This window comes from Ruegeria sp. HKCCA5929 (genome assembly GCF_013034525.1).
Lineage (GTDB): Bacteria > Pseudomonadota > Alphaproteobacteria > Rhodobacterales > Rhodobacteraceae > Ruegeria.
This window is the reverse complement of record NZ_WQGE01000012.1, coordinates 17,003-31,242: the sequence shown is the minus strand read 5'-3', so window position 1 is coordinate 31,242 and position 14,240 is coordinate 17,003. Positions and strand designations below refer to the sequence as shown.

Genomic DNA, 14,240 nt, shown 5'->3' with positions numbered 1-14,240 from the left:
TATGCCAGTTCTTACCGGGGCAGTTCGACCACCTGATTTGTGCGACTGCTCTCAATCACCGCATTGGCAATTTCAATTGACCGAAGCCCGGCCTTGCCGTCTGCAATTCGGCCACTCGCATCCCCATCGCACAGTTTGATAAAATCCCGTAATTCCTCTGCGAACGAAATCTTGGCCGTTGTCTTCCATGAGAACAGTTTTTCGCGGACGGCAATGTCGAAATACCTGCGCGTTGTCGTAGTCGGCGTCCCGCCGGGTTCCGGCATCGTAATAAGAACATTCTTCATTGGTGCATATGCCCCCATCACCATGCCATGTGTCCCGTGCACTTCGATTGCAAAATCATATCCGCGCCATTCCCCCCAGCTGGCATGATAAACTGCAGGCACACCTTCGGGGTTTCGGAATATCGCGACTGCGGTGTCCTCGGACCCCGGCAGGTTCCAGACACGCTCACCGGCGACCCCATAAACCGAACTCACCTCGCCCAGCATGTGGCGCACGATATCGGTCATGTGAATCCCTATATCCCACATTGCTCCGCCACCGGATTCCGGCACTTTGTATTCCCAGTCATGGGTAAAATGGGCCAGCCCGTCATGCCCACCAAAGGCACGAATATGAGTAATGTCTCCGATTGCCCCGCTGGTTATGGTGTCTTTCACATAGGCGAATGAAGGATAATACCGCATGTTGAAGCCCGTGGCGATCACCCGGCCTGCGGCCTTTGCCTCGGCCAGCATCTGACGGCAGGTTGCGGCGCTGTTGGACATGGGTTTTTCGACCAGCACATGCATTCCATGTTTCAGAGCGCTGACACATGGATCCTCATGCGTATGCGGAGGGGTCGATACTACGACCGCGTCCATGTCCGTTTCCAGAAACCGCTTCAGGTCGGTGAACACGGGAGCGCCCCCAGCGACACTGCGGGCGGCTTCTTCAGACAGATCCAGAACAGCCGCCAGCGTTGTGTCCGGGCATTCCTGAATGGTCTCGATCCGAAGTTTGCCAATTTTTCCAGCCCCGCCAACAACCCCGATACGCATGGTTTTCTCCTCATAAGACAGACCGCGAACAGCCCGGCCCCGAACTGTCAGCTTCACATAGCAATATTTTCTTGAGGAGTATGCGCCACGGCGACGTCTGTACGCCGGTTATACCGATCGTCATCGAATTCCTCATTAACAAACGCGGGGCACAACTTACCCCGTACTTATGACAATAATTCGTCCTCTGCGCAGTAGCACAGGCACCCACCCTAGGCTAGGCTTCTGCTTTGAAACACATTGTGCCGGATCCTGAATTTGAGGCGTAGAAAAAGACTATGACAGCCACCGGACCAGATCATCTCGACGGCAAGGCCGTCTTCGTGACAGGGGCTACAGGGTTTATCGGCAAGCGGCTTGTTCCGGCGCTTATCAATGCCGGCGCCCGGGTCACCGTCCTGTTGCGCAACCGCCATGGGCGGCAAGCCTTCAGCGCTATGGGGGCCCGAGTCATACAAGGAACGGCAGGGGATCGCGCCTTGCAGGAAAAGGCCCTGCGCGATCAGGATGTATTATACCATCTTGCCTATGACATGCGCGCTACGGCAGCAGATAATCTTGTCACCTTCGAGACCCTCAGAAGCGCCGCAGAAAATGCCGGCGTCGGGCGGATCGTTCATGCCAGCTCGATCGTTGTCTATGACGGATGGCCACAGCAAGACCTGACAGAAAGCTGCCCGGTCTCAAACGACAAGGCTGACCCATATCGGCGAGCTAAAATCGCGATGGAACAGGCTCTGTTGCAAGGAAACTGCCCTGCTGCGATCCTGCAGCCGACACTGGTTTACGGGCCCGGAAGTATGCTCTGGACGGATCAGCTGACCCGCTGGCTTGCCGCCGGCACCGTGGTGCTACCCAAACCCGAAGGGCTGTGTAACGCTGTGTTTGTGGATGATCTGGTACAAGCCATGTTATGCGCCGCAGCGCCAAAAGACCTGCAGCAAGAGCGGTTCATCATCTCGGGCCCCTCCCCCACCAGTTGGTCAGCCCTGCTATCGGGCTATGCCGACATCATTGGCTGCGGAAAGATCAGGCACATTCCGCTGGAAACACTCCGCGCACAGCTGCCTGATGAAGAACCGGGGGAAAGACCTGACACACAATCGCTGGCTGCACGGGTCAGTACCATAGCGCGGGCATGGATCGGTCGGGACCGGTTCGAAAGTTTGGTCCACACAGCCACGCAACAGTTGCCCAGGCAAAACGAGCTGTACCCTGACCGTTATATGCTGGAGATATTCTCGGGCACAGGACAGTGTAAGATTGATCATGCCCGTACACGGCTGGGATATGAGCCCACTTATGATCTGAAAGCAGGGCTCGAAGCCACGCGGCCCTATCTGGAAGCCCGCTTCAAAAGATAAACAATTGATGAAAACATCAATAATTGAGGCATTTTTTGAAACACTGTACGACCCGCCGATACAAGGCCGACAAATATATTGGATTCGCGCCCATTCCACCCTATCCGTGAAGAGGGGTGGAATTTTCGGCACCCAGGATGCCAATTGATTTCAGTGTGACTTTGTACGATCAGGATAGATTATGAATTACGAAACCTCGCACCATCAGTCCCTCAAACAGCTTATTGCAGCGCGCGATGCGCGGGTTGCCGTGGTGGGGCTGGGCTATGTCGGCCTGCCCCTGGCCCTGACCGCTTATGACAAAGGGTTCGACACCACCGGTGTTGACCTCAACCCCGACCGCGTAGCGCGGATCAATCAGGGCGATCAGGTCATCTCGTACCTGGAACAGGACCGGATCGCGCAAGCGGTGGCCAGCGGCAAATTCCGTGCGACGCAGGACGCCGCAGCACTTGCCGAGGCCGATATCATCCTGATCTGTGTGCCGACCCCGCTGACCGACGCACAAGACCCAGACATGCGCTTTGTCGCCGCCGCCGCGCAAACCATCGCACAGCATCTGCGTCCCGGTCAGATGGTAGTGCTGGAAAGCAGCGTCTGGCCCGGTGCCACGACGACACTGGTTCAGCCGATCCTCGAAGCAGGCGGTCTGCGCGCAGGGTCCGATTTCTTCCTGGCCTTCTCGCCCGAGCGCGAAGATCCCGGCAATGACACATTCGACACGCACAGCATTCCCAAGGTGGTCGGTGCCGACGACCCGCAATCGCGGCAACTGGTCGAGGATTTCTATCGCGCCATCGTCACCAGTGCCGTGCCGGTCAGTTCAGCTGCCACCGCCGAGGCGGTGAAACTGGTCGAAAACAGCTTTCGCACCGTCAATATCGCGCTGGTCAACGAATTGAAGACCGCACTCGAAGCAATGGACGTGGATGTCTGGGAAGTGATCGAAGCTGCGGCGACCAAGCCGTTTGGCTTCATGCCCTTCTATCCCGGTCCTGGAATCGGTGGGGCCTGCATCCCGGTGTCTCCGGCCTATCTGGCCTGGCGCGCCGCGGATGCAGGATCTGATACGCCGCTGATCAATCTGGCCCGCTCCAGCAATGATGCGGTGCCGGAAATGCTGGCGGCACGGATGGCGGCAGAACTGGCCGCACGCAACGGGTCCGCACTGGCGGAAACCGGGCAGCCCCTGACCGGACAGCGCATCCTGCTGATGGGCATCGCCTATAAGCGCGATGTCGAAGATACCCGCCGCAGCCCGGCGCTGGTGTTGCTGGACGAGCTGGAAAAGCTGGGCGCCGAGGTTGACTATCACGACCCTTATTTCCCGCGCCTGCCCGAAGGCGGCGAATACCCGCAACTGGCGGGCCGGACCTCGCAGCCGCTGACGGCAGACACCCTGAAACGCTATGCCGCCGTAGCTGTAATCACCGATCACAGCGCCCCGGATTACGATCTGGTCGCACGCGAGGCCACGTTGGTCTTCGACACGCGCAATGTCTTTGAAAAAGCGGGGATCAAGGTGACGGATGGGCGTTTGGTCAAGATGTGACCCCCCGGGGGTCATCCGTCAAACCTTTGATCCTTCAATGGCCGAAACGCACGCATGTCTGCCATTCCGCCTCGATGATCGCGAATTGACAGCGTGATGTCATAGGCGGACCTTTGCACATCTTCAGGGGTCCTCGGCGTTCTATATTGCTGTCACAAAAGTTTTAAGGAACTATCTGTTCAGACATAATTCATGTCTCAATAAGTTATAAGCAGTGTCGCGCGAGTAGTGGAGCAAAGCTCCATCAGGTACAAATAACCAAATTTTAACCTTTAGTAGTCCAAAGTTTTGCCATGATTTCATCGCGGAATCATTTTGGGCAGTTGCCCAATGGCATAGCTACGCCTGCTCGGGGACCAGCCAGACCAAGACCATAACCGGAGGACTTGGAAAACATGATCGGAGTTATCGGAATAGCCATTCTAGTCGGCCTGTGCGCCGCTGGGATTGCTTTGTTCTCCGGCGCGTCCATTCTTATGGCACTGGGCAGCTACATCCTCTTTGGATGGCTCTTCATCATTGCTGCCCTCATCATTGTTGTCCCCGTCAAAGCCATGAAATCACGCGGGCAAAAACAAAAAACCGCTTATTCCAGCTAAACGCCTAGTCCCGTCCGGCAACCCTCTTGGCCACATAGCCCAGAAACGCCCGTTGTGGGTTTCTGATCTGTGGTCGACCCGATGCGGCCCAATAGGCCAACCAATCCGCCTCCAGCGCATAGACATCGCGGCCCGGCGCCATCGCCCGGGCTTCTTCCAGCGCCTCTGAGGGCAGGATCGGCTTGTCCGGTCCCTCGACCACCTGCCCCCTGCGCGAGAACCGGATCAGGTCGCCTGGCTCTTCACTCATCTCGTAATCGGGCAGATGATCGGCGGCGATCATGTCGCGGATCATCTTGCGGAACACCCGCCGGGGCGAGGCTGACCCTGATTTCTTCAGCAGCACCTCAACCGAGATCCGCCACTCGGGCTGACGGCCACAATGTTTGCGCGCCAGTTCATAGATCCGCCGCTCGAGCGGTTTGCGTAGGCGAAAGTAATCACGGCTGAGGGTCAGAACCGATTTCGCCAGCACCGCCCGAAACAGCCAGTCTGACAATTTCACGCTGACGCTGACCATCCGGCCTGCCCTTGTGTGACGGACGATCTCCCAGCTTTCGATCAGGCCAAAGCCGGTGGTGGTTTCTTTCTCACCTGTGACGATGTTGGTGGTGATCCTTGTGCCCGCCAACCGCTCGAACGCTTCGCGCAGACGCTTGTAGCCGTCACCGCTGGTTTCGCGATTGGTTGCGACCAGCAGATCATGCGCCTTGAGGTGCAGCACCCGGCTGACCGTCCGGCCCGCATTGATCGCCGCCATCAGCTGGCTGATACAAAAGATCAGGATGTCCTTGTCATGGATCGTCGCCAAACCGCGCACCGAAGGCGTCACCGTAATCTCGACCCCGTTATGTTCGTAATTCAGAATCCGCCGGTCCGGCCGGGTCGAGAGCGAAAACATCGGATGCTCCATCGATCCCATATCTGTCTTGGGCAGCGCATCGAAGATGTCGCATACAAAAAAATCGCCCGTTGGGTGCCGGTCGGGCAACAACGCCCCCGACCCGCTCATACTGCCCTGCCCATATGTCCTGCCCGAATCTTTGTTCGTGGTTTTATTGACGCTTACCGTAGAGTTATCCACAGGAGGCGTAAAGCCGCCGGAACGTGGGTTCAGAGTCACTACAACGTGGGATCAGAGTCACCTTATCGTGGGATCAGATTCACTGTAGACATAAAAAAACACAAAAATCTCTTTTTTTTCTTATACTTAAAGGGAACAAGGCTTACCGGTAACTAATAAATTAACAGGATTCTAACTGGATATTTTTTGACCACTCACCCTAAACCTGCCTTTCAAATAGAATTTACCCCTTATTTTTGCTTAGAAAATTCGGTTTTATGCTCACAATGCTTCCACATGCCCCATTTTGTGGTATATTGACCAAAACATAGCACATGAGCAGATTTTCAATGCGAGCAACACCGTCCGAAGGGCTTCCCCCTTATTTCAATATCGATCCCGATCTGGCCCATGCTGAACTGGGTGAACCAACCGGAACACATGAGTTTTCGCAGATTGCAGATGCCTGTGCCCGAGGACGGGCAGATCTGGCGAACCGCGGTCTGGAAGACGACGGGCAAAAAAAGCTGCGCCTGTTTTCAACATGGGAGATTACCAAATATCTGATCCCTGTGGCGCCTGCCCATTTTAGGCGTGTGCTCAAAGGTAACCCGGATTTGCCGCAAGGGCAGTCTGAAACCGAAGGCGGGGCCAAGTGGTTCACGTTGGATGAGGTTCTTCGGCTGCGGACATATTTTGCTTCGGAAGGATCCAAGGCGAAAGAATACCGTCCCTACCGTCCTGAAGGGTTGCCAGCCAAAATCGTTTCGGTGGCTAATTTCAAAGGCGGCGTGGGCAAAACCTCGACCTGCGCGCATCTGGCCATGTCCGCCGCATTGGACGGCTACAAGGTGTTGGTCATCGATCTGGACAGCCAGGGCTCGATGACGTCGATCTTCGGCGGCAAGGTCAGCGATGAATGGCAGACGGTGTTCCCCTTGCTCGCCCGTCATTACGCCACCCATCTGCGCCGCGACAATCAGGGGCGGCTTGACCGGGGTGAAGCGCCGCATCCGATTGACGACACCCTGTCCGAGGCGCTGAAAACCCGCAGCAGCGATCTGATCCAGACCACCCACTGGCCGAATATCGATCTGATCGGCGCTCAGCTGAACCTATATTGGGCTGAATTCCAGATCCCGGTCTGGCGGATGCAAGGCCGCAGCTGGAAGCTGTGGGATGCACTGACCGATACGCTGGACGAGGATGGGGTGCTGGACGACTATGACATCATCTTCATCGATACCCCCCCTGCACTTGGTTATCTGACGATCAACGGGCTGGCGGCCTCGGATATCCTGCTGGTGCCCATGGGGGCCTCGTTTCTGGAGTTCGATTCCACCGGCCGGTTCTTCGACATGCTGCATTCGACGTTCCAGTCCATCGAAGATGGTGAGAACATGGCCGCCCGCGCGTTGGGGCGCCCTGAGATGGCTTTTCAATGGGATGCAGTGCGCACGATCATCACCCGCTATGACGGCAGCCAGCAGGCCGAGCTGGCCGGGCTGATGCAAGCCTATCTGGGCCGCACCCTGTCGCCGCACTGGCAGGGCTACACGGCGCTGATTGGTCAGGCCGGGGAACAGGTCAACGGCATATACGAGGCGGATTACCGCGATTTCAACCGCGAGACCTATGTGCGCGGGCGGGAAACCTTTGACGCCACTTATGCCTCGTTCAAGAAGCTTTTGATTGGCGTCTGGCGAGGCGAAGAGCGGGCCCAGCAGGCTGAAGAGGCAGGAACACCGGAATTGTCGCTCTGAGCGCGATGTTTCGCGCGCGAAACACGTCTTCTGTGCCCCGAAACAGAGGCTGATCCGAGCAGGAAAAGGAAAAAGTGATGGCGAAACGCAAACGACTGACCCCAGCCCGGCCGGATTATCTGGAAGACAACCGCCCTGCCCCCGGGTTGAACCCCATGTTCCCTGCTGAGACGCCCCGCGCTGCACCGCCGGTTGCACAGGTGGCCGGAGCCACGGCAGCTCAGGCCGCTTTGGAAGAGCTGTCCGGAGAATTGCGTGCTGCCCGCGCCGAAGGTCGTTTGGTGCAGGACCTGCCGCTGGACGCCATCGAGGAAACCTATCTGGTGCGCGACCGGATGACGGCTGATGACGCGGATATGGAGGCACTGAAGGAAAGCCTGAAGGCCCGCGGGCAGCAAACACCGATCGAAGTCGTGGAATTGACCGAAGGGCGGTATGGCCTGATCTCTGGCTGGCGGCGTCTGGCGGCGCTGCGGGCTTTGAAACAGGATACGGGTGAGGCGTGCTTTGAAACCGTTCGCGCATTCCTCCGGCAGCCGCAGAGCGCCTCAGACGCGTATGTGGCTATGGTGGAAGAAAACGAGATCCGTGTCGGGCTGAGCTATTACGAGCGCGCCCGGATCGTGGCCCGAGCGGCAGAGCAGGGCGTTTACCCGGATGAGGCCGCTGCCCTGCGCGGGCTGTTTGCATCGGCCAGTCGGGCCAAACGGTCAAAGATCGGCTCGTTCATCGCGATCTATAACGCATTGGATGATCACCTGCGCTTTGCGTCAGCTATTCCTGAACGGTTGGGCTTGTCGATTGCCAAGGTCCTGAAGGACGATCCAAAGACGGTATCTGCGTTTCTCAAAACACTGGATAGAGCCGGGGCCGAGACATCGGAGGCAGAGTTGTCTGCCTTGACCAAGGCGGTGAGTAGCAGCAGCTCAGATCGCGGGAATTCAGCTGTGTCAGAGTCCGATGCAACCCCTAAAGAGACAATTGGAACCATTCAATTGAAGCCGAACCGAAACGGAACGCAGATCACTCTTTCCGGTCGGGGAATATCTGAAGCATTCCTTGCGGACCTGCGGGTTTGGTTGCAATCCCGCGACGGCTAATGTTTCGCGCGCGAAACGCTGGTCACGGTATGGTCTGAGCTTTGGCCGCTTCCCATTCCGTTCCATTGAAGTGTTCGATGATGACGGCCTGATACTCGAACCTGCCAAGCCGCTGTGCATAGTGGCATCGTCCATCGAGCGGAACGCCGGGATCTTCCAGCGTGAAGACAGCCAGCCTTTCCCGGCCATCACTATTTTTCAGTCGAAAGCGCGTGGCGGCACCTGCAAGAGGCAGAACCTCGCAGGCGGGGCGTTGCCAGACAAGCATGTCTTTGGTTCGGCACAGTGTCTCGTCATTGCCAAGGTCAATGCAATCGACTTGTTGTTTCAGTCCGGGTGAAGGCTCAAGGCACACATGCACTGTATGGCCGTCGTGAAAGACTGCGCCTTGATCGGGGAATGCGGGGCAGGCGATGGGGCTGGCTGCTACAAACGGCGGTTCCATCGAGCGGTTATAAAGTTCGCTGAAAATACCGGGCATGGGGTTGTTGTGGTGGAAAACACTCCACCCAAGCATTCCGCCCCAGCTGAGTTCTGGATAGTCCAACCCGCCCGAGAGGCGAAAGGTGTTGCCGTCAAATCCGGGTGTTTCTGAAACTTGCTTATAGATCGCTTGCGCGGTTTCTGTATCCCGCCGTCCGGTTTCAACCTGGTCTGACCAGACCATGATGCTCAGGGCAATGGATACAGCCCCCAGGGCGATCGCAGCGCCCCGCGCCAATCTTCCGCCAACGGATTTGGGGAGCCACCAGCCGCATATGTGACCTGCTGTAATCAGAACTGCAATGACGGCGAAGGGCAGATAGGCCACCACGCGTCCGGGCATCCAGAAATCCGAATAAGTGAACCACGCAGTTATCGGCAGAATGAAAAGCCCTGAAAATGCGCCAATGGCTATTCGTACTGCAGGAACAAGGCCGGAAGTTCGAAAACCGCGCAGCATTGATATCCCAGAAGCCAGCAGAGCCACTCCGAAAACGGCTGCATACATCAGGCGAAGAAGCTTTGGCGTGTTCTGCAAACCGCCAGAGTGTAAGGTTTTCCAGAATGTCGGCAGGGAAGCTATCTTTTGCAGGATTTTTTCCAGCCCAGGTTGGCTGAAACGGGTGGCTTCTGCTGTATGTGAACTCAGACTAACGGCGACCCGCCATTCCAGAAGGTAGATCAGGATGGCAAAAACAGATCCGGCCAGAGCCATGAGGATCGCCCGCGAGATGATGTGTGAGGAGATCTTGTCGTACCGCATGATCTGAAGTGCGAAGAACAGAGCTCCGAATGGGGCAAAAGGTTGATAAATTGCACAGGACAGGGCCAGCATTTGAATGGCAAGAAGTGCACGGGCAAACCAGCCGATCCCGATATGTTGTTCAGAGAGCGTCCAGAACATTCGGTAAGCTTGCAAGGACAGGGCCAGCGCCAGCGGAAACGCGAAAACATGCGATGAAAAATTTAGCGCATCAATCATGTAGATATTGCAGACACTCAGGCTGAATATAGTGGCTGCGGCAAACGGAGTTTGTCGTGTATCGGTTGCCGTCTGTGCCAATACCCATGAAATCCAGAACAGGCAGGCAAAGGCGAGAGGGGCCTGAATGGGTGTCAGGAAACGCTCGCCCATAATGAAGACATAAAGCGCTTCCATCGCCCATCTGCCTTCTTCGGTGGTCCAGTTGAGCGGCATGCCTCCTGCAGGCGCGCCGTGAACCTGCCGCCAGTCATCGGGATTGTATCCATCCAGCATCAACCCAGGCAGAGTGGCGACGCAAAATACGGCCGCGCTTATGATCACAGCATGCGCCATGGTCAGATTGAAACTCTTGAACACAAAAATACTCCGAACTCATTCAATCGTTACGTAGACTATTATCGGGCAACGGGATTGAGAAGCGCAGATGAGGAAAACGTTGCTGCATGAAAAGGTGTTTGTGATCCCGGGGTTCATCTTGCCGTCAATGTGCTGCGTGTTCTTAAAAGTGTAGTGTGGTGTTCTCATACCGAAACCGATGCTGCCCCGGCACTGGTCAAGCCGCCTCTCCTACCAAAATCAATCACACCTGATAAGGGATACTTATCAGGTGTGATTGGTTGTCAGGGAATTCGGAAAAGTGCTGCGCGAAAAGACCAGATACTGCACTTAATGACGGTAGAACCCCGCATTGGCAGGTTTTATGGTCGTTGAAGGTCGACCCCATCTGCCCCCTTAGGCAGAATTCGTCCGATTAGGAACTCGTCGTTCGAATATACTGCGGTGACGCAATGCGCTGCGGTCGTCCCTGATCGAAACCGGATTACGGCGTAATCCGCGCGCAGCACGGTGTTCTTGGCACATTCTCCTTCAAAGAATGCGCGACGGGCCTGCAATAACTGGTACCAGCGCACGACATCCGGTTTGCTGGTTGGAATGTATTTGAAATTGACGACGAAACCCCGTCCGCTCAATCGTTCCATCCCACCGGGGAACGGATCGCCCTCCAGAATTGATCCTCCTGCAATTTCCTCCTGCATTATGATTGCCGCATTCGGTACCGTGTTGGCGCGGATCCATGATAGAACATCACGCTCGGAGGCGCTGAGAGCGGATTCGAGTCTGATATGTGGGGGATACCGCGTGACGATTTGCGCCAGACTGCCCAAAGCCTGGGGCAGTAAGAGCAACGAAACTGCGGTGCAGGTTGCCAGCGCCAGCCGCGGTCGCTGGTCCTGCTCGATCAGTTCCGACAGCATATGCGCCAAAGCCAGAAGCGACATCAGACAGATCAGCCCGGCAGGGCGCAGCAGGTAGAAGGGTGCCAGCAAGTAGCGGCCATCGTCCAGCATGTAGATAACAAGTGCCAGAAGGACATATACGTTCAGCCCGATCAACCAGATCAGCAAGGCCCGGTCCCTGAACCGGTCGTGTAGCATGACGAGTGCAATCAAAAGCGCCAGATGCACGCAGGCACCGGGCAGCCAGGCTTTGATGAAATGGCGGATGCCATCGAGCAGGGGAGCAACATGGAAGTGCGCCGAAAGTTCTGTGTAGATCGCGTTTAGCGAGCGATCGAGGTCCGAGGTATCGACCTCCACTCCGATCCGTTCCCAGATCAAGACAAAGAATAATGGCAGGATCAGCAGGAAGAACCCGATCGCGAGACGTGCGGATTGCCATATGCGACCTGTTTGCAGAAAGTGCAGCAGAACCAGTGCTACAGCCCAGAAACCACCGACCAGAAAATGCATGTAGGTTGCTACGGCCAACGCGATCGCAGCCAGGATCCAGCGACCGTTAAGCGCTGAGGTGATCGCAAGGAATACCGCAGCGTAGGCAAAGACCTTCGCCTCTATTGTGTCGAACATCCATTCGTTGCCAAGAATACCCTGAGCGCTTTGGCAAAATATCAGGAGCGATAGAGCCAGTTCCGCAACCCGCAGTCCGAAATCACGTGCGATGGCGGCAACCCCCAAGGCAGAGAGCAACCAGAGTGTCAGTGCGAAGATCGTTTTGGCAGCTTCAAAGCCTGTCAGTGTGATAACGTTGCCGATCAGCAAAAAGCTTACGATGCGCCCCTTTGAATCGTCGAAAACCGCATGCCTGTCTGTGAAAGCGTCGGGTTGCGCAAACCTATAGGAGAGATCGAAATAGTTGATCTCGTTACCCGACCACTGCACTGGCCACATAAATGGACCAATGACCGCGATTGCCGTTAGAACAAGTAGCCAATAGCTACGGCTCGCGGCAATGTCGCCAGCCTGCACCAGTGCGCCTTTCATCAGACCCTTATGGCACAGAGCGCTGTTGCTGTTTGTGCCCGCATTCACCCTCCTTTGCGCATGCGGCCGCGGTTTGGTGAGACATAACATAGTTATGCATATTTTTTGCAATATTTATAAAGCTTTGAACGCTGGGGATTAGCGGGAATAAACCTTTGCAGAAACGATGAAAAGTCAGGCGTATCTGTTTCTTTTTTGCCTTTAATTTTCCAAATTTTAATTGAATGTATCCATTTAAGGCGCAATCATCGCCGGGTGCTGTACGGACCCGAGCCTGGTATCGTTATATAACCCAATCATCGAGAAACGAGGTAGGATCATAGGGAGTGACCGAGACCGTTTCACGCAAGGTCGCATTTAGAATGATGTTTTTGAATTGATGTTTGGACGACTGGGAAAAGCTCCATGACACAGCCATCTTCTGCGCCTGACCGCAATGATGTCGTCGTGCTTCTGTTTATTCTACTGCTTGCGGCTGTACTACGGACAGCAGGGCTGAATGCACCGTTGTGGTATGATGAGATTTGGACCGTTGATACGCATATCCGTCTGCCCTGGGGCGAGATGATGCGCGATTATTCGATGAATCATCATTATTTTTTTAGCCTTCAGGCAAAGCTGGTTTCCCAGATTTTTGGCGAACAGGCCTGGGCTTACCGTTTTCCTGCCGTCGTGTTTGGTGTTGGTCTGGTCGGTGCGATCTGGTGGCTCGCCAGAGACGTGGCCAGCACAAAGGTAGCGCATGTTTCCGCCTTGCTTGTCGCCCTGTCCTATCACCAGGTCTGGTTCTCCCAAAACGCCCGTGGCTATACCGAACTGGCTTTCTGGAGTACGTTGGGCTTTGTGCTGTTTCTCAGAGGAATACGCCACCCGACCTTCGGAACATGGATTGCGTTTGGGTTGACTGCGGCAGCGGCGGTTTTCACGCATTTGACAGGGGTATTTTTCTTTGTGGCTTTGGGCCTTGTCTGGTTGATGTCTCTGACAACCGGGCTTGGCAGGGGGGAGTTGACCCGCAACTGGGTGGTGCGCCCACTGGTGGGAGTGGCCTTTGCGCTGGTATTGATCCTGTTGGCATATCTGCCAATTCTGCCCAGCATTGCTGGAACTATGGGTGAGATTGCCGGCACCTCTGCTGCCGATCCGATGCAGGAGTTTCAGAATCCGCTCTGGACAATTGTCGAAGGCGTGCGAACGACCATTGGTAATATCAATGTCGGGCCCATGATGCTGATTGTCATCATCGGTGGGTTGATTGCCATCATATGTGGGGTGATAGGGGCGCATTCGGCACAGCCACTGTTTTTCCCATCCATTGTGGCGCATATCGGCGTAACGCTGGCTATTTTGCTGACATTCGATATGCGGATCTGGCCAAGGTTTTTCTTTGTGGATATTGGTCCGACCATCATCCTTGTCGTTATCGGATGCCAGATTGCGGCAAGCCTTGCCGCGCGGGTGTTCGGGCGTCCGGCCCTGGGGCGGTCGCTGTTTGTGCTGGGTATTTTTCTGATGATTGGCCTGTCCCTGTTTCTCGTGCAGCGAAACTATGTTGCCCCAAAACAGAACCTAGCAGGTGCTTTCGCGTTTGCAGAAGACATACGCGAACCATCAGAAAGGGTGTATGCCATCAATCCGGGCGGCCCGATTTTTGCAAGTCATTTCGAAGCCAATTGGACTACGATAGATAGCCCTGAAGAATATGCCGAAGCGATGGTAAAGCCCGGGCCCGTACTGCTGGTTGTTCTGTTTCCAAACCGGATGTTTCGCACCATCCCGGCTTTGGAACGCGATACTGGTGAAGCGCTTGAATTCATAAAAGGATTTCCCGGAACACTGGGGGATGGTGCGATACTCGTTTACCGACGCAGTTAGGATCAGGCGAAGACATTTGAGCATTATCGTCAGACAGAACCCATGGTTGACATTTTCCTGCCGAAAACTGGTTTCGCGATAAAAGAACCATCATGGGCATAGGAGAAAACACCATAACGCACCGGGGC

Annotated in this window: 10 protein-coding genes; 6 read left to right on the top strand and 4 right to left on the bottom strand. The window is 55.7% G+C overall.

The genetic code is table 11. The annotated features are described in order from the left end of the window. Nucleotides 1-11: 11 nt before the first annotated feature. Complete coding sequence (locus GOV90_RS20110) at nt 12-1,046, bottom strand: Gfo/Idh/MocA family protein (RefSeq protein WP_171136134.1); 1,035 nt, start codon at nt 1,044-1,046, stop codon at nt 12-14. A 278-nt stretch (nt 1,047-1,324) separates the two neighbouring features. On the opposite strand from GOV90_RS20110, the gene GOV90_RS20105 reads away from it, so the two are divergent. From GOV90_RS20105 to GOV90_RS20095, 3 genes are all read left to right on the top strand, one after another. After that, on the top strand, nt 1,325-2,410 hold the full coding sequence (locus GOV90_RS20105; protein ID WP_171136132.1) for an NAD(P)-dependent oxidoreductase: 1,086 nt from the start codon (nt 1,325-1,327) through the stop codon (nt 2,408-2,410). A gap of 181 nt (nt 2,411-2,591) precedes the next feature. Continuing rightward, nucleotides 2,592-3,962, top strand: a complete 1,371-nt coding sequence (locus tag GOV90_RS20100; protein ID WP_171136244.1) for a nucleotide sugar dehydrogenase — start codon at nt 2,592-2,594, stop codon at nt 3,960-3,962. A 395-nt stretch (nt 3,963-4,357) separates the two neighbouring features. After that, the gene (locus tag GOV90_RS20095) at nt 4,358-4,561 is read left to right on the top strand and encodes a hypothetical protein (RefSeq protein WP_171136242.1); all 204 of its coding nucleotides are present in this window, start codon (nt 4,358-4,360) and stop codon (nt 4,559-4,561) included. 4 nt (nt 4,562-4,565) lie between these two features. On the opposite strand, the gene GOV90_RS20090 is transcribed toward GOV90_RS20095, so the two are convergent. Next, the gene (locus GOV90_RS20090) at nt 4,566-5,573 is read right to left on the bottom strand and encodes a replication initiator protein A (protein WP_171136240.1); all 1,008 of its coding nucleotides are present in this window, start codon (nt 5,571-5,573) and stop codon (nt 4,566-4,568) included. Between the two features lie 386 nt (nt 5,574-5,959). Between GOV90_RS20090 and GOV90_RS20085 the strand changes: the two genes are divergently transcribed. Continuing rightward, nucleotides 5,960-7,387, top strand: a complete 1,428-nt coding sequence (locus GOV90_RS20085; RefSeq protein ID WP_171136238.1) for an AAA family ATPase — start codon at nt 5,960-5,962, stop codon at nt 7,385-7,387. A 77-nt stretch (nt 7,388-7,464) separates the two neighbouring features. Continuing rightward, nucleotides 7,465-8,487 (top strand): ParB N-terminal domain-containing protein, encoded by a 1,023-nt coding sequence (locus tag GOV90_RS20080; protein WP_171136236.1) that lies wholly within the window; start codon nt 7,465-7,467, stop codon nt 8,485-8,487. A 22-nt stretch (nt 8,488-8,509) separates the two neighbouring features. Here the strand turns inward: GOV90_RS20080 and GOV90_RS20075 are convergent, their stop codons facing one another. Both GOV90_RS20075 and GOV90_RS20070 read right to left on the bottom strand, forming a co-directional pair. Next, nucleotides 8,510-10,312: a hypothetical protein gene (locus GOV90_RS20075; protein ID WP_171136234.1), complete on the bottom strand. Its 1,803-nt coding sequence runs from the start codon at nt 10,310-10,312 to the stop codon at nt 8,510-8,512. A 341-nt stretch (nt 10,313-10,653) separates the two neighbouring features. Continuing rightward, nucleotides 10,654-12,237 (bottom strand): hypothetical protein, encoded by a 1,584-nt coding sequence (locus tag GOV90_RS20070; protein ID WP_171136232.1) that lies wholly within the window; start codon nt 12,235-12,237, stop codon nt 10,654-10,656. 405 nt (nt 12,238-12,642) lie between these two features. On the opposite strand from GOV90_RS20070, the gene GOV90_RS20065 reads away from it, so the two are divergent. Further along, nucleotides 12,643-14,112, top strand: coding sequence for a glycosyltransferase family 39 protein (locus tag GOV90_RS20065; protein WP_171136230.1), 1,470 nt, complete (start codon nt 12,643-12,645; stop codon nt 14,110-14,112). Nucleotides 14,113-14,240 lie beyond the last annotated feature (128 nt).